General features: G+C 33.0%; 27 protein-coding genes and 1 tRNA gene. 7 read left to right on the top strand and 21 right to left on the bottom strand.

The features are described from left to right. Positions 1–193: 193 nt before the first annotated feature. The 7 genes from ICJ83_RS01885 to ICJ83_RS17035 form a co-directional block, all read right to left on the bottom strand. Positions 194–556, bottom strand: a complete 363-nt coding sequence (locus tag ICJ83_RS01885; protein WP_188228658.1) for an MmcQ/YjbR family DNA-binding protein — start codon at positions 554–556, stop codon at positions 194–196. Beyond that, positions 553–1,164 (bottom strand): DUF4230 domain-containing protein, encoded by a 612-nt coding sequence (locus tag ICJ83_RS01890; protein WP_188228659.1) that lies wholly within the window; start codon positions 1,162–1,164, stop codon positions 553–555. Before ICJ83_RS01890 ends, ICJ83_RS01885 begins: the two co-directional genes overlap by 4 nt. After that, on the bottom strand, positions 1,164–1,913 hold the full coding sequence (locus ICJ83_RS01895) for a cyclase family protein (protein WP_188228660.1): 750 nt from the start codon (positions 1,911–1,913) through the stop codon (positions 1,164–1,166). Before ICJ83_RS01895 ends, ICJ83_RS01890 begins: the two co-directional genes overlap by 1 nt. A gap of 1 nt (position 1,914) precedes the next feature. Continuing rightward, positions 1,915–3,060 (bottom strand): radical SAM family heme chaperone HemW, encoded by a 1,146-nt coding sequence (gene hemW, locus ICJ83_RS01900; protein WP_188229271.1) that lies wholly within the window; start codon positions 3,058–3,060, stop codon positions 1,915–1,917. Positions 3,061–3,099: 39 nt separating this feature from the next. Further along, positions 3,100–3,654, bottom strand: coding sequence for a crossover junction endodeoxyribonuclease RuvC (gene ruvC, locus ICJ83_RS01905; protein WP_188228661.1), 555 nt, complete (start codon positions 3,652–3,654; stop codon positions 3,100–3,102). 1 nt (position 3,655) lies between these two features. Then, positions 3,656–4,291, bottom strand: coding sequence for an outer membrane beta-barrel protein (locus tag ICJ83_RS01910; RefSeq protein WP_223154566.1), 636 nt, complete (start codon positions 4,289–4,291; stop codon positions 3,656–3,658). A 738-nt stretch (positions 4,292–5,029) separates the two neighbouring features. Next, on the bottom strand, positions 5,030–5,275 hold the full coding sequence (locus ICJ83_RS17035) for a hypothetical protein (protein WP_262891548.1): 246 nt from the start codon (positions 5,273–5,275) through the stop codon (positions 5,030–5,032). Between ICJ83_RS17035 and ICJ83_RS01920 the strand changes: the two genes are divergently transcribed. Continuing rightward, positions 5,276–6,400: a glycosyltransferase family 2 protein gene (locus ICJ83_RS01920; protein WP_188228664.1), complete on the top strand. Its 1,125-nt coding sequence runs from the start codon at positions 5,276–5,278 to the stop codon at positions 6,398–6,400. It begins immediately after the preceding gene. 1 nt (position 6,401) lies between these two features. Here the strand turns inward: ICJ83_RS01920 and ICJ83_RS01925 are convergent, their stop codons facing one another. The 5 genes from ICJ83_RS01925 to ICJ83_RS01945 form a co-directional block, all read right to left on the bottom strand. Beyond that, positions 6,402–6,818, bottom strand: coding sequence for a hypothetical protein (locus tag ICJ83_RS01925; protein ID WP_317173247.1), 417 nt, complete (start codon positions 6,816–6,818; stop codon positions 6,402–6,404). A 442-nt stretch (positions 6,819–7,260) separates the two neighbouring features. Continuing rightward, a complete protein-coding gene (locus tag ICJ83_RS01930; protein WP_188228666.1) occupies positions 7,261–7,935 on the bottom strand; it encodes a response regulator in 675 nt (224 codons plus the stop codon). A gap of 11 nt (positions 7,936–7,946) precedes the next feature. Then, positions 7,947–9,779, bottom strand: a complete 1,833-nt coding sequence (locus ICJ83_RS01935; protein ID WP_188228667.1) for a tetratricopeptide repeat-containing sensor histidine kinase — start codon at positions 9,777–9,779, stop codon at positions 7,947–7,949. A 117-nt stretch (positions 9,780–9,896) separates the two neighbouring features. Continuing rightward, positions 9,897–10,046: a hypothetical protein gene (locus tag ICJ83_RS01940; RefSeq protein WP_188228668.1), complete on the bottom strand. Its 150-nt coding sequence runs from the start codon at positions 10,044–10,046 to the stop codon at positions 9,897–9,899. A 352-nt stretch (positions 10,047–10,398) separates the two neighbouring features. Continuing rightward, on the bottom strand, positions 10,399–11,403 hold the full coding sequence (locus ICJ83_RS01945; protein ID WP_188228669.1) for a LacI family DNA-binding transcriptional regulator: 1,005 nt from the start codon (positions 11,401–11,403) through the stop codon (positions 10,399–10,401). A gap of 168 nt (positions 11,404–11,571) precedes the next feature. Here ICJ83_RS01945 and ICJ83_RS01950 point away from each other — a divergent pair, with 168 nt between their 5' ends. Continuing rightward, a complete protein-coding gene (locus ICJ83_RS01950; RefSeq protein ID WP_188228670.1) occupies positions 11,572–12,381 on the top strand; it encodes an HAD family hydrolase in 810 nt (269 codons plus the stop codon). Positions 12,382–12,609: 228 nt separating this feature from the next. Here ICJ83_RS01950 and ICJ83_RS01955 read toward each other — a convergent pair whose 3' ends face one another. After that, positions 12,610–12,855, bottom strand: coding sequence for a hypothetical protein (locus ICJ83_RS01955; RefSeq protein WP_188228671.1), 246 nt, complete (start codon positions 12,853–12,855; stop codon positions 12,610–12,612). A 115-nt stretch (positions 12,856–12,970) separates the two neighbouring features. Here ICJ83_RS01955 and ICJ83_RS01960 point away from each other — a divergent pair, with 115 nt between their 5' ends. Continuing rightward, complete coding sequence (locus ICJ83_RS01960) at positions 12,971–13,855, top strand: helix-turn-helix domain-containing protein (protein WP_188228672.1); 885 nt, start codon at positions 12,971–12,973, stop codon at positions 13,853–13,855. Between the two features lie 777 nt (positions 13,856–14,632). Here ICJ83_RS01960 and ICJ83_RS01965 read toward each other — a convergent pair. Beyond that, the gene (locus ICJ83_RS01965) at positions 14,633–15,001 is read right to left on the bottom strand and encodes a hypothetical protein (RefSeq protein ID WP_188228673.1); all 369 of its coding nucleotides are present in this window, start codon (positions 14,999–15,001) and stop codon (positions 14,633–14,635) included. Between the two features lie 173 nt (positions 15,002–15,174). Here ICJ83_RS01965 and ICJ83_RS01970 point away from each other — a divergent pair, with 173 nt between their 5' ends. Beyond that, the gene (locus tag ICJ83_RS01970) at positions 15,175–15,630 is read left to right on the top strand and encodes a cupin domain-containing protein (RefSeq protein WP_188228674.1); all 456 of its coding nucleotides are present in this window, start codon (positions 15,175–15,177) and stop codon (positions 15,628–15,630) included. A gap of 104 nt (positions 15,631–15,734) precedes the next feature. Here ICJ83_RS01970 and ICJ83_RS01975 read toward each other — a convergent pair whose 3' ends face one another. The 6 genes from ICJ83_RS01975 to ICJ83_RS02000 all read right to left on the bottom strand — a co-directional run bounded on the left by ICJ83_RS01975 (position 15,735) and on the right by ICJ83_RS02000 (position 24,091). After that, the gene (locus ICJ83_RS01975; RefSeq protein WP_188228675.1) at positions 15,735–16,568 is read right to left on the bottom strand and encodes a DUF4382 domain-containing protein; all 834 of its coding nucleotides are present in this window, start codon (positions 16,566–16,568) and stop codon (positions 15,735–15,737) included. 401 nt (positions 16,569–16,969) lie between these two features. Beyond that, entirely contained in the window at positions 16,970–18,391 is a 1,422-nt protein-coding gene (locus tag ICJ83_RS01980; protein WP_188228676.1) for a Gfo/Idh/MocA family protein, read from the bottom strand. Positions 18,392–18,397: 6 nt separating this feature from the next. Next, positions 18,398–19,186 (bottom strand): 3-keto-disaccharide hydrolase, encoded by a 789-nt coding sequence (locus ICJ83_RS01985; RefSeq protein ID WP_188228677.1) that lies wholly within the window; start codon positions 19,184–19,186, stop codon positions 18,398–18,400. A 306-nt stretch (positions 19,187–19,492) separates the two neighbouring features. Continuing rightward, a complete protein-coding gene (locus tag ICJ83_RS01990) occupies positions 19,493–21,337 on the bottom strand; it encodes a helix-turn-helix domain-containing protein (RefSeq protein ID WP_188228678.1) in 1,845 nt (614 codons plus the stop codon). 176 nt (positions 21,338–21,513) lie between these two features. Then, entirely contained in the window at positions 21,514–22,035 is a 522-nt protein-coding gene (locus tag ICJ83_RS01995) for a carboxypeptidase-like regulatory domain-containing protein (RefSeq protein ID WP_188228679.1), read from the bottom strand. 211 nt (positions 22,036–22,246) lie between these two features. Continuing rightward, positions 22,247–24,091: a helix-turn-helix domain-containing protein gene (locus ICJ83_RS02000; protein WP_188228680.1), complete on the bottom strand. Its 1,845-nt coding sequence runs from the start codon at positions 24,089–24,091 to the stop codon at positions 22,247–22,249. Positions 24,092–24,364: 273 nt separating this feature from the next. On the opposite strand from ICJ83_RS02000, the gene ICJ83_RS02005 reads away from it, so the two are divergent. The 3 genes from ICJ83_RS02005 to ICJ83_RS02015 all read left to right on the top strand — a co-directional run bounded on the left by ICJ83_RS02005 (position 24,365) and on the right by ICJ83_RS02015 (position 26,390). Further along, the gene (locus ICJ83_RS02005; RefSeq protein ID WP_188228681.1) at positions 24,365–24,883 is read left to right on the top strand and encodes a hypothetical protein; all 519 of its coding nucleotides are present in this window, start codon (positions 24,365–24,367) and stop codon (positions 24,881–24,883) included. 381 nt (positions 24,884–25,264) lie between these two features. Continuing rightward, positions 25,265–25,846: a hypothetical protein gene (locus ICJ83_RS02010; RefSeq protein WP_188228682.1), complete on the top strand. Its 582-nt coding sequence runs from the start codon at positions 25,265–25,267 to the stop codon at positions 25,844–25,846. Between the two features lie 166 nt (positions 25,847–26,012). Further along, the gene (locus ICJ83_RS02015) at positions 26,013–26,390 is read left to right on the top strand and encodes a hypothetical protein (RefSeq protein ID WP_188228683.1); all 378 of its coding nucleotides are present in this window, start codon (positions 26,013–26,015) and stop codon (positions 26,388–26,390) included. A gap of 172 nt (positions 26,391–26,562) precedes the next feature. Here the strand turns inward: ICJ83_RS02015 and ICJ83_RS02020 are convergent. Next, positions 26,563–26,635: transfer RNA gene (locus tag ICJ83_RS02020), tRNA-Asp, on the bottom strand.

Raw genomic sequence — 26,635 nt, forward strand, 5'->3', positions numbered from 1 at the left:
AATTCGGGGAGGCCTTTTCTCTAAAATATCTACGAGACATGAATTAAAATACATAACCTATTTCAAGGTAAACCTCAAAACATGTTAACTCCAGATTATATATTAAAATTTTTCTTTGCTAAAATTATTTCTTGAATGGGAGAGGAAATAACTACACTAATTTACGAAATTTAATTTACTAACAATCAATTATTTAATTTAATTGGTCTCTTAATTTTTTGGGCATAGATTTTACCACCATATCGTAGGAGTGATCGATTAAGGCTATTATAAGCGTTTTTGAAATTTCGGAGTTATGCAATTCTACTGTATTCCAATGTTTTTTATTCATGTGATAGCCTCCCGTAATACTATTATATTTTTCTCTTAGTTCTACCGCATAATTGGGGTCACATTTCAAATTAATGGCTTTATTACCTGCTTCCCATTTTTTTAAGGATACCAAAGCGTACATTTTTCCTATTACCTTAAACACCAAAGTATCAGCATCAAAAGGAAATTCCTCGGTTGTCCCCTTTTTAGATAAGCAATACGCTCTAAGGTCTTCTATATTCATTCTAACACTTTCGATTTAAGAGGCTCTTCAATTTTTAAAGCTTCATAATTTAAGGTCCAACCAATAGTTTGCACGATATTTTCTATTAATGATATGGCTTCGAGAGCTTCTTTTTGAGCTACACTAAACAAGCCACTTTCCGGAATTTTATCCATAATGTGCTTTTTGGCATCGTTATGAAGTTCGGTTAAATCGGCCGCAGCAAACTTATTAAACATGCCATCCTTTTTATCGTAATAATTTAAATTGGTTTCTATGCTTAACACTTCAGGCTGTGGAAACTTATGTATGATAATCGTTTTATGTTTTGTATCTGCCTCTAGTTTTACTTTCGAAAAATCGAACCCCACGTGTGCTTTAGCATTTACAATTACTAATGCCTTTTTGGTACTCGAAATTAACTTAAGAAAACGCTCCTTAACATCTTCATAATGATAAATTTCGGCAAAATCCCCTTCAACAGTAATAAATTTATAAACTTTCTTAATCTTATCGAGTAAAATAACCGATTGTGCATTAACGCGTTTTTTTTGAGCTTTAATTTTTAAAAACGTACTTACAGCAAGCGTTATTAAACCTCCTAATATTAAGCCAAACAAAATATCCATTACTCAATAATTTTATATAAAACAGGTTTACTTGGTACGGCATCATTTTCAAACGATGCTATTTGTAAATTTAACATATACTCGCCATCTTTCACAGCATTGGGCACATAAATTAATTCGGTTATTGTGGCATCTAATCTTAATTCGCCTTTGGTATCCCAAAATGCATGGTGCGCCAGCAATTCACCATTATCGCGTTCTTTATCAACACTGGGCATATCAACCAGTAAATGTTTTATACCTTTTTCTTTTAAATATATAGCCGCTTCTTCCTGTAAGTACGTAGGATTTGTATTGGAATATTGTCTTGATTTTTTTTCTTTGGTATTTGGCAAAGTTCTTATAATTACCGCATCGCGTTTTTTGTTTCCCAAAGCAAATTGAATTTGCTTTTTAGAAATCATAAAATCGTCGCCTTTTTTTTCGGGAGCTACCGTAATTAACTCTGCTAAAAAGAAAAATTCCTTTAAATGTTTATTTATAGAATATACTGTTTCGGTAATATGCCCAGCGCATTCGGTATGTGTACCATGTGCGTGCGGATTAAACCACACATTATTAAAATTAACAGCAGCGCCTTCTGATACTAATCCTACCCATTTATCGTCCATGACAACAGGTTCTATCTTCGGAGGATCGACATACCATGCACTTACTGTAGGATGCTCCTTTATTGGAATCGATATATCTTGTGGTTTGGCTAAATCGATTTGAAGTTTTCTTGAGTTGTATTGAATGGTTGCAATCATATTAATCTATTTTGAATAAATCTGAAGCAATACCGTCGCTTAAAAATTTTCCTTTTTTAGTAACTTTTAATACGTCGTTTTCAATAAAAAGTAAGTCTTGTTTTCTGTGTTTTTCAGACTGCTGTAAGACATACCGTTTAAAGGACGTCCCGAAGGAATTTTCAATTTTCTCCAGTGATACTCCCCAAATAGTTCGTAACCCCGTCAAAATATATTCATTGTAACGATCGGTATTAGTTAGGGTTTCAATTTCTAAAGGCAAAATTCCGTTCTTAATAGCCTTTATGTACTTTATATTATTTTTAACGTTCCAACTACGTTCCTTACCATTAAAAGAGTGTGCCGAAGGCCCTATCCCTAAATAAGGTTTTCCTAGCCAATAAGCGGTATTATTTTTACTGAAAAAATTCGGCTTACCAAAATTTGATAATTCATAATGTACGAAGCCGGCTGCTTCCAATTTTTCTATTAATATATGAAATTGTTCTTGAGCAACCGAATCATTCGGCGCCTCAATTTCTCCTTTTTTTATAAATGCCTGTAACGCAGTTCTTGGCTCAACGGTTAAAGCATAACTTGAAATATGCGGAATGTTAAAAGATAGCGCTGTCTCAATATTTTGTATCCAACGTTCATGCGACAAACCAGGAATACCATAAATTAAATCGAGAGAAATATTGTCGAAATATTGCGTAGCCAAATCCAAACAAGCTTTAGCTTCTAGGGCATTATGTGCTCTGTTCATCAGCTTTAAATCATTTTGAAAAAACGATTGTATTCCTATAGAAAGCCGATTAATTCCTAGCGACTTATACCCTTTATATATTGCATTTACATCGTCACCTTTTAAGGTTAAATCATCTGGATTTGCCTCAAGTGTGATTTCTGGGTTAGAAACCACGTTAAAACCCTTATTAACTGCACTTAATATTAAGTCAAGTTCATTTTGATTTAACAGCGAAGGGGTTCCGCCTCCAAAATAAATCGTTTCAACATCTTGGTCTTTTAACTCCTCTTGTCTTAATCTTAACTCCTCGATAATAGCCAAAACCATTTCGGACTTCTTTTTTACTGAAGTGGAAAAATGAAAATCGCAATAATGACAAGCTTGCTTACAAAACGGTATGTGAATATAGATTCCTGCGATGACGTTTAAATTTTAAAACAATAAGTAATACTTGGAAACCTATTTTTTAACTCGGTTTTCATTTTGTTTAACAAAGCTAGCCCAACCTGAATAGCTTTTACCAATCTCAACACGGCCCTCGTTATAAAAATGACAAACAGCCGCAGCTAAACCATCGGTGGCATCTAAATTTTTAGGTAAGACCTTCAAACCTAACAAACTTTGTAGCATTTTAGCGACCTGCTCCTTACTGGCATTTCCATTGCCTGTTATGGCCATTTTTATTTTCTTTGGAGAATATTCAGTAATAGGTACTTCTCTACTCAAACCTGCGGCCATTGCAACCCCTTGGGCACGTCCTAATTTCAACATACTTTGAACATTTTTCCCAAAGAAGGGCGCTTCTATAGCAATTTCATCAGGATGATGCGTATCGATAAGCTCAACAGTGCGCTCAAAAATAAGTTTTAACTTTAAATAATGGTCGTCGTATTTTTTTAAATCCAGTTCATTCAACTGAAGAAAAGACATTGTTTTACCTACCACTTTTATAAGACCAAACCCCATAACTGTTGTTCCAGGGTCTATACCTAATATAATTTTTTCTTTAGCCATATTAATTACAGTAGTAGCAACCACTTAAAGATAACGATAACCCTACAGTAATGGTTAACATATTACCATTAAATGAACCGTAGCCATCAAATATGGGATTAAAATCTTTTGCAAAACTATGCACATAAGACGTATCGACATACATAGAGGTATTATCCGATAACCCGAAGTGCACTTCTAAGCCTGCCATACCGTTAAAGTATGAGGTTTTATTATCTCCGTAATTATTTAATGGTTTAATTATAGAATACCCCGGACCTGCATGTAAAAACATTCCAGTTCTATTTGAAATATAAAGGATGTTCGACAGATTATAAACCCCTTGCAGGTTAATTCTCGAATAATTTACTTTGAAATCCTGAGCATCGTCATCATTTGAAATTCTATTAAAACCATAATCTAGTTTTGCCCCCAAAGTGTTGTTAAACATATATTGAACGCCAAGGTTAACTGTTGGCAAATTCAAACTTTTACCTTCGAATCCAGTTACAAAACCATCGGAAGAAGGCAAATTAACCCCTAAACCAAACTGGGCAGTGATGGTGCCTTTTTCACCTTGTGCATTTACAGAAAATATACCGAAAGCAACTAATGCAAAACACAGAAAAAGCTTCTTATAGTTTAAAATAAAAAACATATTAATTAATTGATTTAATTTGTACTCTATGAACAAACCATCACACAAAACTAATCAAATCTTTTTTGTGCTTATTAAAATAGGTATTGTTCTTGCTTCCTTATTTTATATTTATCTCCAACTGAATGAAAATGAGCCCATGCAAGCTCATATTTTTTCTAACATATTACGTCCCCATATACCGATTAACTATAAAGCTATATTGTTTGTATTAGCCTTGAGTTTATTAAATTGGTTTTTCGATATTTTAAAATGGAAAACACTTATAAACCCTATAAAAAAAATTGGTGTATTTGAGTCTTGCAGGCAAACCTTGGGAGCTTTAACTTTGTCACTACTTACCCCGAACCGAATTGGGGAGTACGCTGCTAAAGCTTTATTCTACCCCAATCAAACCCGAAAAAAAATTATAATTATTAACGGCTTACACAATTTTTTACAACTTTCTATTACCATACTCTTTGGATCCATTGGGCTTATAATATTTACAAAAACGTATCATATTCACTTAAATTATACTAAAGCACTTATTATTACAGGTTGCACGATTACAGCTACGGGATTTTTTTTGTGGATTGTCAAAAAAACAAAATTCAGGGGAGTAACAAAATTATTAGCTTTCATTCATTCATACCCTAAAACTATAATTGCGTCGGGGTTCGTTTATTCACTATTGCGGTATATCATTTTTTCATTTCAATTTTATTACTTACTAACTGTTTTTCCAATAGACGTAAACTACTTAGATATTGCACCAGCCATTTTTAGCATGTATTTATTAGCATCAGTTGTTCCATCTATTGCTATTTTTGACTTCGTTATTAAAGGTAGTCTTGGCGTTTTCTTATTTTCATTTTTAAAAATACCTCCAGTTTTTATACTTAGTACAACCTCGCTTATGTTTATTTTAAATTTTGCCCTACCAAGTCTTGTTGGCAGCTTTTTTGTACTAACTTTCAAAGTTCCTAAAAAAGTTCTTTCCACATGACATTATTTAGTTTTATAACCATTTTAATTTACTTAATTCTTATTGGAAGTTTTGCCTACGGCTTTAAAAAAGTTCCTGTTTTTACTTTTGAAAATAAAAGCCCAGAAACTAAATTTTCAGTCATAATACCTTTTAGGAATGAAGCCCTAAACTTACCCGCGTTATTAAATTCTGTTACTGAATTAAAGTACCCTAATGACGCTTTTGAAATTATTTTAATTGACGATGAATCTGAAGACAACTCCATTGAAATCATAGAAAATTTCAGAAAAAACACAGCTCTAAACATCAAACTTTTTAAATCGGAACGACAAAGCGGTTCTCCAAAAAAAGATGCCATTACTCTGGCTATGTCTCATGCCGCTTATGAGTGGATTATTACTACCGATGCCGACTGCATTTTACCTGAACACTGGCTTAATACTTTTGACGCTTTTATTTTGAAAACAAACTCAGAATGTGTTGTAGGCCCGGTAAATTATATAGCACAAAATAATTTTTTAAACACATTTCAACGTTTAGATTTTTTAAGTTTACAAGGCGTTACAATCGGAGCCTTTGGCATAAAATCTCCCCTTTTATGCAACGGGGCTAATTTAGCATACAAAAAAACACTTTTTAACAGGTTAGATGGTTTTAACGGAAATTTGGATACAGCCAGTGGCGATGATATTTTCTTTTTAGAAAAAGCTTTAAAACACGATGCTAAAAAAGTAAACTACCTAAAAAATGAAGATGCCATAGTACTTACAAATACCCAATATTCTTGGCAAAATTTAATAAATCAACGTATCCGATGGGCTGCTAAAACCTCTGCTTATAAAAACGGTTTTTCTAAATTTACAGGTTTTGTTGTTATCGTAACCAATATGCTTTTACTGGTGTCTTTATTATTTGCTTTAACAGGAATTACAAGCTCCAAAACCTTAACCTATTTACTACTCATAAAGTTCAGTATCGACCTGTACTTAATTAATCTGACGGCTGAATTTTTTAAGGATAAATCTGTGATGAAATTTTATGTATTCGGTTTTTTAGTTTATCCGTTTTTTTGTGTTTATGTAGGCATAGCATCCATATTTACATCCTATAATTGGAAGGGTAGACGTTTTAAAAAATAAACTACTCGACGTTTATAATGATTGGAAAGTTAAACGCTGTTTTTACCTGCTGCCCATGTTTACTTGCTGGATATATTTTTGGTAAAGCCACTAAACTTTTTGTTATTAATTGCTTTAAATCAGGAATTTCGGCAAGGGTTAAACTATCAATATTGGCGTCTACCAAAGTTAAATCACCTCGCTCAGACAATTTAAACGCTAAATTAATAGTATCGTTAACATCCTTAGTTACTACAATCATTTCCCGTTGTAAATACTCGAGAATATGAGCAGTAAGAATTTCGGAAAAACAAACTTGTTTTTGATCGCGCTCCACCAACGAATCGCAAACCGAAAACGACGGATACTCATCGACATCATTCCAATTAAAGGTTTTTAATTCTTCATTTAAAATCGCTTCCGAAGATGTTTTTTTCACCTTAAAATTATCGCACGATGTTACGAGAAAAAAAATTAAAAAAACTCGAATTAGCTTCATAGGGTTTAATGAAAACTGAAAAGTACAATTTTTTTGGTTTTTAAGCACTTAAAACCAAAAAAACCGAAGTTTTCACTTCTGTAAACAATCCTTTTTAATTGTTTTTAGTTGTTAAAAAACATAAAAAAAGAAAGCCCTATGGGTCTCTCACCTCCATAGGGCCTGTAAATTGCTATTATCAACAAAAAAATTGAGGGATTAATTAATTTTTGAAGTGTTGATGCAACAAATTTAAGTATTACGTTTGAGATTAAACTGCGGGAAAACCGCAATTAACATTTATAATGTATTGTAAATAACTCTATTTGAACACCCTATATTGTTTCCCTGAATTTTTTTTTTGAAATTTTAACATATGATAAGAAGAAACGATGTTAATTTCTTACACAAAACCACGTTTTCTAGCTTCCTCTATCAGGGTTTCATCCTGCCCATCCTGAACATCGAATATTTCTCGAAGCTGTTTTTTTCGCTTTTCGACGGCGCTTAATGAAATGTTTAAATGGGGTGCCAGATTTTTGGTTTTTATACCCTGAGATAGTAAATGTAAAATTTTTCGGTTTTTATCATCAATAACAATATCGCTAGAATCTATTTTCCTAATATAACTATTAACCGTACCGCTGTAAAATGGCGGGTTATGAAGTACCGCCTGAAACGCGCTAGCGAGTTCACTAGACGTTAAATCACTTTTTATTAAAAACCCTTCCGGATTTATTGTTTTTATAATATTATGAATTCGATACGACTCATTGAACATGGTTAAAATAATAATCTTAGCCTTTGGTAAAATATCACGGGCGTAAGCGGCTAAGTCTTCGCCACTTGTCATTTTACCATCAGAAGAGGGCGGCAAACTAATATCTACAAATAATAAGTTGTACGGATTTTGCTGCAGAATAGCTTTATCCATGTACCGTACCGCTTCATCACAATTATTAGCAATATCGATAGATAACTCCTGATGTTCCTTTTTTGTAAACTGAATTGTATTTTGATACCCTTCGATAATCATCGGGTGATCGTCAATCATAAGTATTTTAATCTTCTCGGTCATTCATTTAAAATTTAGGCTATTGGGGCCTCAATAGTTAATTGTGTTCCTTGTCCCTTTTCTGAAATGATATTAAAAACACCATCTATTTCTTTAATTCTGGCTCGCATATTTTTTAATCCGATGCCGGCTTTAGATTTATTTACGTCAAACCCAGTACCATTGTCTTCAATAGACATACAAATTACATTATTTTCCAATTTAAAACCAATATCCACATGTGTCGCATTGGCGTGCTTATGGATATTATGCAGCGACTCTTGCACGATACGGTAAATATGAATTTTCATTTTATTAGAAAGCTGATCCCAGTTTATAACACTATCGGCTTCCAGGGTATACTCTAATTCATAAATTAAAGTTTGCGTTTCTATAAGCGTTTTAATAATATCTATAAAACCAGAGCCGGAAACAAAATCGGTATTTAATTCGTGCGATACTTTTCTAATATCCTCTTCAATTTTTTTTAATTCCGAAATGTACTGTCCTCTTGTATCAATGGCTTCTGGTGTATTATTATAATTTAAACTATCTAAACTTAAACGCGTTCCAAATAAACGTCCTAGGACACCATCGTGTAATTCCTGTGAAATCCGTTTTTTCTCTACAGCTCGCGCTTCTTCTATTTTTTCATTTTGGGAGAGCATTAAATTATAAATTTCTTCATTAGCCTCCTGCTGCTTTTGTATTAAACGTAATTGCCTGTTTTTATTTCGTTGTGTAATGACTAAATACAATAAAAATGAGGTTATTAATAACCCTACCGATAATATAAAAAGCCACATACGTTCTTTAGCAAACTGAACATTTTCACGTTCTATTTGCTCTGTTTCAAATTGTATTCTTGCAAATTTATTTCTTAATTCTCTTTCATTCTTTTGTAAGCTATCGCTCAACCTTACATATTCTCTTAAATGTTTCGCAGCATTTTCTCCAGCTTCAATTTTTGAAAGCAAGAGCAATGAACTTAAAAGCTCATCATTATGATATTGTTCGGCAATATCTTTGGCTCTGTTTGCATAGTATTTTGCTAATTCGGAGCTATCCTTATTATTGTAAAATTCGGCTAGGTGCTGATTGATAATTATAGAATTATAACTTCTGGGATTAACGCTATCGGCTATTTGAAGTGCCCTAAAGTACAATTCGGGAAGATCTTCATGTGATTTCGATAAATATTTGGTATGTGCAAAATTATCCATCACCAAGGCATGATAATCTGGTCGCTCTGCACTTATAGCCTCATTATTTAAGAGCTCTTGATACAGTTCGAGCGCTAAATCATACTTACCATATCTCTTGTAAATAAATGCAAGATTATTTTTTGAACTGTAAATACTTTTAGAATAATTTCCTTTTAAGCTTTCCTTAATTGAAATAGCCTTTTCGAAATAGGTTATAGATTGGTCAAATTGCTCTAACTCTCCAAATAAACCTCCTAAATTGTTGTACAAATAAGCCCTAAGTTCATTTATTTCGTTGGTATTCCTTAATGGCTCCAACAACTCTAATCCTTGTATTGAAACAATCTCACTTGCCGTTAAGTCCTTTTCATTTTTTAAAATAACAGCTAACCCATACAGCGTTTTTGCTAATTTATAATTATCCTGTAGTTTTTGATATATTTTTTGCGCTTCGTGGTAATGATAATATGCACTATCGCCTTTATAGCTATATCTGTAAATTTCAGCAATGTTAAAATGGGCGTTTGCTACTAAACTTGAGTCGTTAACTTTAAAATTTGAAACACTCCTGCGTATAGAATCAATCTTTTCTAAATTATCTTTTTGCTGAGCATTTAAGCTTAATAGGCTAAATAAAAGGCATATTTTAATTAAATGTTTCAAACAATGGTGTTTTAGCTAGGTATTACTTCAAATGTATTTATTATTTTAGTTTATAGCAATAAAAAAAACTCTTTACAGCTTGTAAAGAGTTTTTTACTATCTAAATTCACTTGGGGCTTAATCATCTATCATACCACCAGTTAATGGCACTGTTCTAATATCTTCTGTTCCGATTAAAACATCGTCTTCATTTAAATCTTGTTTTGTACAAGAGGTTAAGAATGAAATAACGGCTACAGCAATTAATGTAATTTTTAAGGCTTTCATGTTGATATTGGTTTTTAAGTTTATTCTATTATTTCTCTAATATTTTTTAAACAAAATCTGAGCCATCACTTCGAAATCATCGAAATCCTGGCTGAGGGAAAAATGGAATAATTAACTTAAAACCAAAAGGGCACACGACACCTTGCGGTTTCTTTTATTTTTAAATTGAGGGATTTCGTGGCTTTTAAAAAGCGCACTTAAAATGGATTAATCGTCACTTAATGAATCTGAGGGTATAGTGATTCACGCGACTAAAACAAATTTATAAGAAAGAAATTCTAAAACAACAAATTAATCGATAAAGTGTATGTTTTTATCGATGAAACGTTGAGAGGATATAAATCAAGCTACATTATGTTGTTGATTTACTTTTTACTAGGCTCGTTTTAACAATAATTGTCTTAACATCTTCCTCTGCACTTTTATTTTGCAATCTGTTAATAAGTAGCCTAGCGGCATTAGCTCCTATTTCTTTGGCGTGCTGTCTTATCGTTGTTAATTTTGGAAAAGTCAAATTAGAGTCTGCCTTGCTTGAAAACCCCACAACAGCAATATCTTTAGGAACTTTTAACCCCAAATTTATGGCAGCTGTAATAGCTATAATACCAGAAGCACTATCGGCAGCCACCACAGCATCGATGGAAGGATTCTTTTTTAAGAAAGATAAAATTTTCTTTTGTTTATCATCTTTCTTTTTAATTTTTAAAACCACAGGTTTTACGTTTTGTTGCTCGAGAATAGCCTTATTATATCCGCGCTCTCGCAACTTACCTACACTAACACCATCTACTGTAGTAATGAAGGCTATTTGTTTTCTTTTTTTAGCTATTAAATCCTTGGTAGCATTGTATGTTGCTTCAAAATCATCAACAATCACTTTGTCACATAAAACATCATGTGCCACCCTATCAAACATGACAATTGGCAGTCCTTGTGCCATGGTTTTTTTAAAGTGCTCTATTTCATTTTTTTCCTGTGTTTCCTGTGCTAGCGACAAAATAAAACCATCTACACTCCCATTGGCGAGGAGATGCATGCTTTCCTTTTCTTTATCTAATGATTCATTACTAATACAAGTCATGATATTATAGCCATATTTAGTTGCTTCTCGTTCTATACCAAACAATACTTTCGCTAAAAAATGATTTAAAATATCAGGAATAATAACTCCAATGGTTTTGGTTTTATTCTGTTTAAGGCTTAAAGCCACTTTATTAGGTTTGTAATTGTATAATTCGGCAAGTTCCTTAACTCGCCTTACCGTTTCTTCACCTATTTCTTCACTATTATTCAGTGCTTTAGAAACCGTTGAGATTGAAACATTCAACTCTTTTGCCAATTGTTTTAGGGTTACCATATAAGGAATTAATAATAAATTAATTAGATACAAGTTACAAAAATAGAATTTGCAACAAATCGAAACAAAAAAAATTGATTCAGCAAAAACAAACAAAAATACACACTTTAATATTGTAATAACATAAAACGCTTTAAATAATTGTATTTTTACCCTTTTATTAAGCCTATGAGTTTATCTAAAGTAAAATTAATTGTGTCGGACATGGATGGCACATTATTAAACAATGACAGTCAGGTTAGTACACGATTTTTTAATCAGTTTACCGAACTAAAAAAACATAATATTCATTTTGTCGCTGCCAGCGGAAGACAATACCAAAGCATAACAGATAAATTAAATACAATTAAAGACGAGATTTCAATAATAGCCGAGAATGGTGGTATTATGAAATTACAAAGCGAAGAACATATTTTGCTACAGCTTACAAAAGAAGACATACATAAAGCTGTAAAACTGTTACGAAAAGTTCCGGGTGCAAACATTGTGTTATGTGGACGAAAAGCGGCATATATTGAAACCAAAGACCCTGTGTTTATCTCAAAATTTGAAAATTATTATGCTGAATATGAGATTGTAGATGACCTAACACACGTAACCAATGATCACTTTTTAAAAATAGCTGTTTATCATCAAGAATCATCTGAGGCATTTTTACTACCAGAAGCCAAAACCTTAAGCACATCTTTACAAGTAATTGTTTCTGGAAAGAACTGGCTGGATATTTCACATGCCGATGCTAATAAAGGCTATGCCTTAAAATTGCTTCAAAAGCAATTGGGTATAAGTGAAGCTGAAACTATGGTGTTTGGCGACTATAATAATGATTTACAAATGTTAAAGTTAGGACATTATAGTTACGCTATGGAAAATGCGCATACCGAAGTTAAAAAAGTAGCTCGTTTTCAAACCAAGAGCAATAGCGAAGAAGGCGTGGAATCTATTATAGATCAAGTACTAAACAGTAAATTAGCATAAAAAAAGGGTTGTTACAAGCAACAACCCTTAATCACCAATTTATTAACCTTCACTATTTAATATGAATACCGTAATTATTGCTCTTTAATTACATTACAAATTTACATTACGGCTGTACTTAATAATGCGACATGCGATGTCTTAAAATCCATTCGATGTATTAAAAAAACAGAAAGAGCAGCACCTAAGTACTGCTCTTGAGAGACATCGAATTAAATTTGCTATTAATCAATCCCCATGTAACATCATCTGCTCAAGTAAGAGCTTTTGTCGACTTGTTAATTTTCCTTTTTTTACCTCTTCCAATACTCTAATTATTTTTTCCAGAGAATATTCGGGCAAGGTTTCATATTCATAATCAATTTTTAATAACAGTTGCTTTAGCGATGCAATCACTTTTAGAGTGTTTTTATCCGAATCTATTTCTTTTTCAATTGCACATTCCCATGCTTTAAGTTTATACAATAGCATCATTAATTCCCACTGTTACGCTGCAAAAATAAGTCGCCTTTTATTTTTATAATATGACATGTCATGTCTATAAACCAATCTATTTTAATTATATTTACTTCTATACCAAGTCTTAAGCATGATTAAATACAACTCCATAGGCGAACTTTTTATAGAATATAGAGGATTCAATAATTTATCACAATCTGATTTTGCCGCATTACTCAATGTCGATTTACGTACGGTGCAACGTTGGGAAAAGGATTTAACGCTCATTAAACCAGAAAAAGAAGAAGATATCGTTCTCGCTACGCTCATGCCATACCAGCTTATACGTAACTTAAATGCAGCAGTACCCATTCCGACATATTACGATTTTAAAAACCGAAAGTATTCGCTTTCTCCCCAAACCAATGCACTGCCAAAATTAGAATGGTATCTGGATCAGATAGATTTGACCTCGGGAAATTTAAGAACTATTGATTTTGACTTCGATATTAAATATTTAGAACATTTTATTGAATCACAAAAAAGAGACGACAGTTACCTAAACCATGATTTAATTAAAGAAGCCATAAGACTACTGCCAGAACTTAATTTTGTATACACAGGTAAAACAGGATACTATGCAGGACATTGCATTGTATTGCCAATAAATGAACAAGCTTACTTAAAACTAAAAAACAAAAAAATTACAAATAAACAATTACGCGTAAGTGATTTGGCAAATTACAAACATCTGGAACGTCCTATTTTTTACAGATACGATATTACTGGCGATTGTAACGATTCTATTTTTTATGTGATTGCTGAGTTTTTCAGGTTTTTTAGAAATATTGAAAACAAGAACTATTTAATGCTTTCCTACACTGAAAGAGACGACAATTATAAACTAAATCTTCAAATTGGTTTGAATATTATATGGGAAGACACTGAACTTCAGGAAAAATTAAATCTAAATTACCCTCCCAGATTGCTGGAAGGCAACTTTGAAGACTTCCTAGCCAAGTTAAAATCTGAATAAATAAGAAAGGCTACCATTAAGTTATATTTTACCTTAATAGCAGCCATTTTCTAATCAAACCAACTATGAAAAAAACCTTTTCAACTTTTTTACACTACAAAAGTACACCCTAATACCAACTCAACATGCGACATATCGTGTCGTTACACTCTAACATATCACTCAAACAAAACATCGTTCACTCAATTAAATGAAGAAAGGCTACAACAAGTTCCTTAAACCTATCGTAGCCCTTAACTAACTAACCAAACTAACTATGAAAAACTCTTACTAATTTTTACTCTACAAAGATACGGCAGCAATACATTGTTAAATATGACATAGTATGTCGGAAACATTGAAATATCAGGATAATACCAATCACGGTAAATGAAGAAAGGCTACAACAAGTACCCTAAACCTATCGTAGCCTTTAACTAACTAACCAAACTAACTATGAAAAACTCTTATCTAAATTTTACTCTACAAAGATACTGTAACAATGCATTGTTAAATATGACATAGTATGTCGGAAACATTGAAATATCAGAATAATACCAATCACGGTAAATGAAGAAAGGCTACAACAAGTTTCCTAAACCTATCGTAGCCTTTAACTAACTAACCAAACTAACTATGAAAAACTCTTATCTAAATTTTACACTACAAAGATACGGCAGCAACACATTGTTAAATATGACATAGTATGTCGACAATTATTAATTTTATGTTGTAATTTATTTGCATCAAAAAAGCCTGAAACTTCAGGCTTTTCACTTCATGTATTACAATGATGTATTATTTCATAAACCCTTCGGATACCCATTGTTTTAACATATTTATTTCTTCGTTAGTTAGAGCAGGCTTCTTACTTTTATACGGCATATATTTTTTTTCTGCAACAGGTAATTCAACGCGAGCAATAATATCATCTATATTATTTTTAACAGCACCGTAAGTATCCAAAAACTTCTTTTTTCCACTTTCGGAAAAATGACAAGGAGCACAACTTCGTTCCATCACAGGAACAATATGCTTTTCATAAGAAATTGTAGCTTCTTTATTTACGGTTGTTGCTTGTGAAGATTTACAATACTGAAAAGTAGAAACAATAAAAGTTAGAGCCGCAAATAATAAGATTCTTTTAAGAGGTAAGTTAGATTTCATGAATAAATCAATTAAAATTTCTCTCTAATATAGAAAATTAATTTACCGATTAAAACATTTTATAATTATTCATCACCTCATCATTCTTTCCAAAAAACAACCTTAAAAACTTTATTTTCAAATCATTAAAAACTTTTCGTAACTTAAATGCTACTAACCAAATTAACAGCATTATGAAAACTACAAGTTTAAACATTACCTTAACATCATTTTTGGTAATTATTCTATTTCAAGCCAATACACTCTATGCTCAAATGGCAGAAAATTCTATAGCCAAAAGAGTTTCTGACAAAGATTTAAAGTGGTTACCTGCGCCCGATTTTTTCCCAAACTGTTCGTTTACTTTGCTGCATGGCGAAATGAGCGACCCAAATTTAGATTTATTCTTTAAAATTGAAGCCAACACAGAAGTTGTTCGACATACACATAAATCTCCCGAAAGAATGATTTTAATGAGTGGTGATATGGAGGTTCAATATGAAGGCGAAAAACCGGTTATTGTAAAAGCTGGTTCCTATTTATATGGTCCTGCAGGCAAACCACATAGAGCTAAATGTTTGGATAATGGTCCTTGTGTTTTATTTATAGCCTTAGTAGATACTTTTGACGCTGTTGTTGTAAAAGAATGATTTTGTAAAACAGTTTCAACTTATTTTAAAATAATAAAACCTTAAAAAAACAAAACCCATTCTATTACTATAGAATGGGTTAAATCAATTAGAATGCATTAACCTTATGGCACTAAAGTTAATATTATTGTTTCCGATAGGGAAGTAACTTCTCCCACAGTAACATTAATTTCTTCCATGTAATCAGTATAACCTTCCTGATTTATTTTTAACTGATAAGCACCTTCTTCTAATCCTTGAATTAAGAAATCGCCGTTAGCATCTGTTAACGTTTCGGCAACCATTACTTCTCCGGAATAAATTTCTACTACAACATTTTCCATTGCCGTTTGTACCTCATCAATTACCTCAGCTACATTACCTTGTACAGATCCAGACCTAGCCTCGGCAGTTGCTTTAATAACTGGCTTTAAATTATACATCCCGGTACTTCCTGCTTCTACAACCGATTCCTGCACATTCCAATCTAATACAAACGCATATGTGAAACCTGGCTCTAATTTCTCATTCAAGTTTAATTTTAATCCAGATTGCAACGCACTAGGAGTATCTAAATGTTTTAATTCTGGTTCTTGGTTTTCATCGCCTTCAATTAACACCGTGTTATTCTCCCCTAGTACAAGACGTATTTGTTTTAACATTCCAGCAGGAATAATATCGTCGGTTAGCATCAGGCTTGTACCACTAATTAATTCTGTTAAATCCACTTGCTCCGGGTATCCTCCTTCTGGCATTGAAAAACTTTGCCACCCAGCTTCTCCTTCATTAATATTGTACTGAACATCAACAATTTCAACATTCACTTCCAAATAATCACCGGGAGCATCTACCAGCTTTAATTGGATTCTTGCTGTTTTATCATCGTTATCCTGACAACTTTGAAATGTTATAACGGAAAGGGTCATTACCAGAATTAGTAATGTTTTTAAATTTTTCATAATCATTAACAATTTTAGTTTTAATCAAAGTAAATAGTCCTGTCAAGGATATACAAAAAATCACCATATTTTTCGATGAACCACAATTAAACCATGCACATTTTATCGGTAAAATACACAAAACAAGATTTAACATAAATTTTTAAACAGTTTTAATAATTATTTATTTGCTTTTGTAAAGTTTCATTCGATGAAAAAGCATCTTGCCAAATACGATTAAAAAATGCTGAATAAGCATAAAAAAGCCCTTATTGTAAGGGCTTTTTTTATTTATTATTGAATTGAATTCAACTCTTAACTAACTCAATATACACTATTGCTTTTATCGGGATAACTTGACATTAAAAAATGAAATTTTGTTTTCCATATATTAATGACTCATTAAATTCATTTCTTTTGATTTAAAACTTTCGATACTTCCCAGACAAATATTGATTAGCTTCCTCTTCTAAAAATCTTGCATTTTCACTATCCCAATGAAGTTTTTTGTTTGGAAATCGTCCAGCTATAACACCCAACAAAATGGTCTCTGTTAAACGTGCTGAATATTCAAAGGGCGCTGTACATTTGTCTTTACCTAAACAGGCGTCGATAAATTGATGATAATGCTTTGGGCCTTCGCTTTCATAATTTCTAATAGGCGCTCCCAAATTATATTTATTAATCTCTTTTGATATATCAACATACTTTCCTTTTACAATCTTTCTGGGTAACTGCATAAAATGAGGCAATAGCAATCGTCCCTTTGTTCCAACGAACATGGTTCCTTGTTCAGGCAACTCGCCTTCGGCAGCTATATTGGCATCTAAAGAAATATTGGTACTTGCTTTCTTTTTAACACTTGACTCATTTTTTGCACCTGGAAGCACTAAATCTTTATTGGGTGGCGGCATTCCAGGACCATCATACCAAATCCATTTTAATGTTTCTGTAGTATAATCAGTACCAGGGAATTCGTAAGTCACTATATTATTTTCTGGATAACCAAAACCATTCGATTCGCGACATTCATTTTTAATAGTCATTGGCACATCTAAATTAAGTGCATTGTAAGGTGTATCGCAAATATGCACTCCCATATCGCCAAGCGTACCACATCCCATGTCCATTAATTTCCTCCAGTTACCTGGGTGGTAAAACCCTTCTTTATAAGGCCGATTTTCCGCAACACCTAACCAAAGATTCCAATCTAACTGCGCTGGCACAGGATCTTCACCTACTGGTTTTGGCCCGTTATACCCCCAAGATTTCGGACTCCAAGCATGTACTGTATGTACTTTTCCAATAATACCATCCCGTATTAACATGGTAGCCAATTTATAGTCGTAAAACGAATGCACCTGTATTCCCATTTGAGTCACCAAACCTTTTTCCTCTGCCATTTTTTTCATCGCTCTGGATTCAGAAACATAGTGCGTTAACGGTTTTTGACAATAAACATGTTTATTCTTTTCCATAGCCAACATAGAGGCTGGTGCATGCATATGATCTGGAGTAGAAACAATTACAGCATCAATTTCATCGGCCATATCCTCTAACATAACACGGTAATCGAAAAAAACGCGTGCATTGGGATGTTTCTTTCTTGCTGATGATAAATTTATTGCATCAACATCGCAAAGTGCGACCACATCAACTTGCGGATGCGACGATATATCGTTAAGATCGGCAGCTCCCATATTTCCAACCCCTATATGAGCTGTCCTAATTCTACCATCTGGCTTAATTGTTCTTAGCTTATCTTGGGCACTTAAAACGGAAGGGGCAGCCAATAAGCCTAGCGCTCCTATACCGCTTTTCTTCAAAAATTCTCTTTTATTCATCTTTGTTTAAAGCTTTTTAATTTTTATGTTTCTGAACCATATCGGACTTGCGTGATCCTGTATACCAATATATCCTTTTTTGTATTTTCCATAATCGGGCGTGTTATCCCATTTCCCTGAATTTTTCTTTTCGTTCCATTCCTCAGACCAAGGCTGAAACTCCAACAGTTTTTTACCATTAAGCCAATGCTCAACTTTCTCGGGTGTGAAAACTATTTTAGATGAATTCCACTCTCCAACCGGGTGCAAAACCTTTTGAGATGCATCGGCGACATGCATCGCATAATCGGCTCCAGTTTTTTGCCAGTCTTGCAATAATTCTGGGTGTTCAGCACCGAACTGGGAGTTATAACCTGTTAAATCGTGTATTTTGGCATAATTTTCATCATCTATGAGCTGATATTCAGGAGAAACAAGCGTAGGACTATCATAGCCTTCTTTAATATGATAAAAGATACCACTATTACCTCCTTTTGGTAATTTCCATTCTAGATAAAGTTCAAAATTTTCAAACTCCTCTGCACCATAAATAATATCCTTACCTCCTTTGTAATCTTGCTCCATTCCCAATTCAGTATCAAAAGTTAATGTACTGTCTTTAATGGTCCAACCGGGAGGCATACTATCTCCGTTATAGGCTCTCCAGCCTTCCATACTAGTCCCATCAAAAAGATACACCCACTCGTTGGATTGAGTTTTTGGTTCTTCAACAATTAATTTTTCAGTTTCAGATTTCTGTATTTTTTTACATGAACAGATTATTAAGCAAATTATCAATACTGTTAATTTCTTCATTCTTAATTAGATTATAATTTTAAGTGATTTCTTATTTATTGGTTATAGGTTATAATTTCGATTTGTTTTCAAAATATAGTTACATAATTATTAACGTTATACTTTCAATTCTGAAACGTAATAAAAGATTGTAAAATAATATATTTTAAATAGAATATGAAATGACTGCGGCAGTTTTATGTCATATTTAAAAACCCTAATCCTTGAATTAAATCTGTTAAACGCTACCAGCCTAGAGACAGCGAATGGTTCACTTAATTGTTAATGCGTAAATAATAGGTTTATACTGGACTGGCCCCCTAAGCATTATTCCATATTAAGTTTATCAACAAGCGCCTTAAACCTTGGTTCTGACTTAAGCGGTTGAAAGATTATATCATGTTTTATTCTCGGAAAATTAAGGTTTCGAAATTCGTAACTTTTTTCCAATAAATCCAACGCGCTTTTTATGTCACCAATTAACATACACAATCTGGCCTTATCATAATAGCCATTGGGTTGAGACCCCAAAGTCCTATCTATAAACCATTTTATGGCACCTTCAATTCCTGATGCTTCATATATCTTATCTACAATTTCAGGATCCTCATTAAATATAGAGCATCTGACTTTTAATACCTCGATGGCTTTGTCATATTTATGCTGCTTTACATAAATATCAAATCTGTTGTGAAAACTAACTCCTCCTAACTCGATAACTTTTTCACTATCTTCAATAGCTTTTTCAAATTCATGATTATTGTAATAAATAATATTACTTGTTTTGTATATAAGTTGAGAGATAGGGCTAAACTTTTTCGCTAAATTAATATGCTCCCTAGCTTCTTTATTTCTTCCTAAAACATTCAATAATTCAGCATAAAAGTAATGAGCTGTTTCATTAGAAGGATCTATGTAGATGGATTGTTGAAGCTTGTTCTCCGCTTGTTTCCAATCCCAATCGTGCCAATAATACCCTGCTCCCAATACAGTATAAGCTAAGGATATATTTTCATCAATCGCAAGAGCTTTCTCCGAATACATTTTACCTTTTTGAAACCCTTCTTCTCTTGGGTACCAACCTCGTCCTGCCAGGGTAATATAAGAAGCGCCCAACCCAGCATAAGCAATAGCGTACAAGGAATCCAAGGCTATAGCTTCTTCAAAATATTTAACACTCCACTTTAAATCGGCCTCTGTTCGCCTATCCAAAAAATAACGCCCTTTTAGGTATAAATTATATGCCTCAAAATTCTTGGTCGGGGATTCAGTGATTTTTTTATCGTCTGTAGGCGACAAGGTCAACTCTAACTGTTCAACAACCTTTTTGGCAATATCACTCTGCATCGAAAAAATATCATCATAGTGCCTTTCATAATCATCGGACCAAATGTGAACATCGTGCTTTGCATCGATAAGCTGAACCACAATCCTGACTTTATCCGTCTGTTTTTGAACACTAGCTTCCAGAATATGGGAGATACCCAATTCTTTAGTAATTTCAGGGATAGTTTTAGAAGTCTCCCGATATTGTTCCATGGTGGTTCTCGAAATCACATGGATTCCTTCTATCTTGGAGAGATTACTTAAGATGACATCCATGACACCATCTGAAAAATATTTATCGGAAGGATTACTACTAAGCGTTTTAAATGGAAGAACGGCCAGAGTAACCTGCTTTAAACCTTCATTATCAGGCACTATATAACCTACAAGGTATGTACCTGCACCAAATAAGACAACCAACACTCCTAAAAAAATTCCCTTTTTAAAGCTCCATAAGGATGCCTGCCCTGGCATTCCAGGATGTTCCTCAATATTCACCTCCAATTCTGGTTTATGCTTAACTTCAATTGGCGAACATTTGTAACGCTTATGAAAACACTTTGTAAAATATGAAGGACTACTAAATCCTACGGAATAGGCAACCTCAGAAACTGTTGAAGAATTACTTTTTAGCAAAGCGTACCCTTTTTCCAACCGAAAGCACTTAATGTATTGGCTTGCGCTAACACCCTTTATTTCACTTAATTTTCTATGAAGCTTAGACCTACTAACCCCCAAACTTTCAGCTAGTTCGCTTACACCAAAACGCTCTTGATGGTAATTGTTTTCCAACACACCATTAAGTTTTGAAATAAACAATTCATCTATGGACTGTAGTGACGCCATACTATAAACACCTAACCCCTTATAAAATACACAATTAAATTACAGCTTTTTTCACCCTAATGAAACATTATCATTCAAATAAAACTCTTTCATAATGGGCTATATTATTCTTTAATATATTTTTCAAAAAACGACTTTTTAATTAACAATTTACTTTAACTCTTTTAAACGAATTATTATTTCCTATGTTTCCACATACTTCTTTTTGTCGCTCTTCCTGCTTCTTCTAAAATTACTTCTTTTAAATCTACCGACTCCATGTTATTCCTTTCATTTTCTCGCTGATCAGCCTGTTTTAACTTCTTATCGGAACGCCTTATTTTTCTAACTTCCGATTTAGTTAAAGACCTCATGGGTTCTGGGTTGCCTTTTTCTTCCAAGACAATATTAATATTTGTCTGATTTTCTATAGTGACTTCTTTTGTTTCAAAACCAGTATAACTAACAACCAACACACATCCTTTTTTACATTTTAAATTAAAATTTCCATCAAAATTTGTTTTTGTCATAATTGAAGTACCTTTGATGACAAGTTCTGCCCCAATTAGATCTAAACTATTTATATCTGTTACGTTTCCCGTTAGTGTAATATCTTTTAAAACATCACCATTTACTCCTCTTTGATTTTTATCACTTACAATTTGCCCCTCACTATCCAAAGAGATTAACAAGACGAAAAGAAGTAACAAAGTTCTCATGATTCATAATTTTGCCTCAAACAATATGTTCTCCACTTGTATATAAATTGTTTGTAGATAGCAATTCAAAGATACAGTAGCCACCATACTAAACTATCCGAAATTACAGTTCATAGACAATTTAGGATTAACAACTAGCTTTTAAAAAACGACCTAACAGGCACTAATTTTTATAATTTTGGATTGCAATCAACACCTTCTAGCATCTTTTTTATTCCATATTAAGTTTATTAACCAATGCTATAAATCTCGGTTCAGATTTAAGCGGTTGAAAATCTAAGCCATACTTTATCTTTGGAAAATTATGGTTTCGAAACTCGTAACTTTTCTCTAATAAGTCTAATGCCATTTTCTTATCACCAATAAGCATGCATAACCTAGCCTTATTATAATAACCATAATTATTTAAGTCTGAAATCTGATCTATATACCACCGAACTATGCCTTCTATTCCTGAGTTTTCATAAATCCTATCAATCTCTTCATGGTGCACCTGCAATTCAGAGAATCGTAATTTCAAGGTCTTTAATGCATTATCATATTCATGCAGCCTAATATAACTATAAAACCTATAGTGAATACTAAAACCTCCTAATTCATATGCTTTTATAGTTTCCTCTACCGATTTTTCAAAATCACCTTCATTGTAATAAATTTGACTACTTGTAGAATATATCATTGGTGCATTAGGATTATATTTCTTTGCTAAAATTATATATTCCTTAGCCTCTTTTCTCCTACCCAAAACATTCAACAAACTAGCATACGCGCAATAAGCGGTTGCATTAGTTGGCTCTAAAAATATAGAATGTTCGGTTTGCTTTACGGCTTGCTTCCAATTCCAGTCATACCAACTAGCTATTGTTCCTAATGTAGCATAGGCTAATGATATGTTCTTATCAATTGCGAGTGCTTTCTCTGAATATCGTTTTGCCTTTTCAATCCCTTCTTTTCTTCGAAACCAATCCCTCAATGCCATGACATTATAACAAGCTCCCAATCCAGCATAAGCCGGCGCATAAAGGGAATCTAAAGCTATAGCCTCTTCAAAATAAGCAACACTCTTTTTTAAATCGGCCTCTGTCCACCTATCCCAAAAAAAGCGCCCTTTTAAGTATAATTTGTAAGCCTCAACATTTTTAGTCGAGTATTCCGTAATTTTTATTTCATCTGTGGGAGTTAATGTCACTTCCAACTGCTTTACTATTTCTCTAGCTATTTCGCTTTGCATCAAGAAAATATCACCATAGTGTCTTTCGAAATCATCGGACCAAATGTGAACGTCATGCTTTGCATCAATTAGCTGCACTACAATGCGAACTTTATCCATTTGCTTTTGAACGCTGGCTTCCAAGATATGGGAAATATCTAATTCTTTAGCAATTTCCGGAGTGGTTTTAGAATTCTCCCGATATTGTTCCATAGTGGTTCTTGAAATCACATTGATGCCTTCTACCCCTGAAAGGTTGCTTAAAATAACATCCATGACACCATCTGCAAAATATTGATCGGATTCATTGTCACTAAGGTTTTTAAAGGGCAGAACTCCTAAAGTAACCTGTTCTGCTCCCTTTCCCTCAGGTACTAAACGCCCTATAAAGTACGCACCGGTACATATAAACAAGACTAAAACCCCCAATAGCATTACTTTTTTTAAACTAAAAGAGCTCAACTGCTTTAACTTATTGTTCGGTACTGCAATAAATTCGTCGTGTTGAGGATTGCTTTTTAATTCTCCTGGCGAACATTTGTAGCGTTTACGAAAACATTTCACAAAGTAAGAAGGGCTCCTAAAACCTACTTCATAGGCTATTTCCGAAACTGTAGACACATCGTTAAGCAATAATCCATAAGCCTTTTTTAACCTGAAATTTTTTATAAATTGACTGGAAGACTCTCCTGTTATTTCCTGTAATTTACGATGTAGTTTTGACCGACTTACCCCAGATTCTTTGACTAGCTCCTTAACCCCAAAGATTTCATTTTGGTAGTTCTCCTCCAAAATATCATTAAGCTTTGAAATAAAAGCTTGGTCCATTGAAATCTGCGGATCCATATGTCTTAAAATATTTAATCTATGTTAATTTACGCATTAAATTAATTCGTTCAAAACATTTGAGTTGAACAGCCTCTTTTTTTATATAAATACATTTTGACACAATTTTTATATAATTTGACACATAGGTTACATAGCTCAAACATAATTTACATGCTGTAAATTATGTTTGAAAAAACTTTATATCATTTACACCATGAGTACTAAGTATTACAATGTTTAATTCATGAATTTTACTTCATAGAAATTGTTTAACTATAAATACTATAAGTCATGAAAAATTTATTATTTGGTTTTTTTCTTTTAGGCCTAACCAGTCTAGGATTCTCACAAAATATAATAGGTGGTATTGAAGAAGTAAAATTAGCAGATGTTTATCTGTCTAACATTAATGCAGACTACCTAGCTAAAGTACAAGACGAAAATACGGCAAAAAGTGTAAAACATCTTGAAAATATCGCGTCAAGGCATAAAATAACAGAATCACATAAATATGATGGAAGAGATGATGAATTCAAAACTAGGTTCGAGGATGCTAACGGATTTATTAATGCCTATTATGATAAAGATGGAAAAATTTTAAGTACTTCAGAAAAATATAAAAACATCAAAATTCCAGATGAAGTTAAAAATACCATTTATTCAAAATTCCCAGATTGGTCGGTCGACAACTTTGTATACGTAGTATACTATGATAGCGACAAAGATGCTGTTAAAACCTATCAATTAATACTTAGAAAAGACAACAAAAAAAAGAAATTAAAACTTGACCATAACGGCAATATAAAATAATTCATACAGCACTCTATATAAGAATCAGGCTGGTCTTAAAGATTTTCAAATTTAAGGCCATTAGGTGATAAAACATGTACAAGAAATCTATTTAATATTGAGCTTAATTCTGAAGTCATAACTTCCATACCACGGGGTAGATTTACACTTATCCTGCAATATGACCAAGAAAAATTAAGAAGAATTACAAAATTACTTAAAACAAAAAAGCATCCCTATTTTACTAAGTAAAAAAAGTAAATCTGGACTTTTAGTACGGCACCTCTTACCCGACAAACATTATAGAATTTTAGCTACTATCTGTCCTAATAATTTTTTCAAATATTATTTAGGACAGTTATTGTGTTAATTGGATATATCTTCGATTTATAACTAAAAATCATGAAAATAAATATCCATATCATATTATTCACCTTTACAACCATAACATCAATAGTAACTACACTAAACAGTTGTTCAAAGGATGAGCCCAATATTGAAATGAATGAGCCTAATACGGAAATTGTACTGATGTTGGGAGACAATTACCAAGGAGGCATTATATTTTATCTTGACAATACTGAGAAACATGGTTTAATTGCGGCTAAAACAGACCAGAGCACTACAGATCCTTGGTGGAATGGTAGTTTTATTAAAACAGAAGCAACTAGCAACTCAGATGGCTCATCAAATACAAATATGATTATTCAAGCACAGGGCGATAATGGGGCATACGCTGCTAAATTGTGTAAGGATTACTCTGGTGGCGGGTTCAACGATTGGTTTTTACCTTCTAAAGATCAACTAAACATCTTATATGAACATAAAGCATTAGTCGGGGGATTCTCAAATCAAATTTATTGGACTTCCAGTGAATATGATCTAGGAAGTGCATGGGTTCAAGATTTTGAAACTGGCGAGCAACATTTAGACAATACAAGCGATAGTGCTGGTGTTCGCACTCGCGCAATTCGTGCTTTTTAGCGATTATCTTAATTTATCAGATAACCTCATCATTGTATTATCCAGTTTGAGCCTGATTTAACTAAATATCAACCACTTTAATAACAAAAAAGAAATAAGTGACAGTATAAAAAAAATTATTAAATTATTAACTTAGGAAATAATGTTTTTCTATAATAATTACATCATGAAATCTTCACGGTATAGCCTAACACTTTTTCTATTCACCCTCGTAATGTTTAATGCTTTTTTTGCTTGTTCATCTGAAGACAACTCGGGCGATGAAAGAATTGAATTAAACATTCTGGTTTTAGACTCTAATTCACAAGAACCCATCTCTGGGGCTCGAATTGAAGTTTGTAACAATGCTTTATTTTGCACAAATATTCTAGCCTCAGGAACTACAAATGCAGATGGCAAAATCAGGTTATTCTTTTCACGAAAAGCAGATAAAATGGTCTCTGAAAGTTTTTCAGTTTACAAAGATGATTACCGTAGTAGCACCTATATTTTAGACCAACTGGATATCTCACAAGAAATTGTTGTTACTTTGAAAAAGTATTAAGGATTTAGCTATCTATATAAAAGGCTTTAAACAAAAAAAGCATCCCAATTTTTACTAAGTAAAAAGGAAAGCTTCTCATTGTATTACCCATTTTTTATGGGCTATCTATATGTTATCCCTATTTGGAATAACCAACACAAATATATTCTCCTGAACTAGTTTCAGGAACTTGCGGTCTGGACGGGACTCGAACCCGCGACCTTCGCCGTGACAGGGCGACATTCTAACCAACTGAACTACCAGAC

The sequence above is a fragment of the Aestuariibaculum sediminum genome (assembly GCF_014596945.1).
GTDB lineage: Bacteria > Bacteroidota > Bacteroidia > Flavobacteriales > Flavobacteriaceae > Aestuariibaculum > Aestuariibaculum sediminum.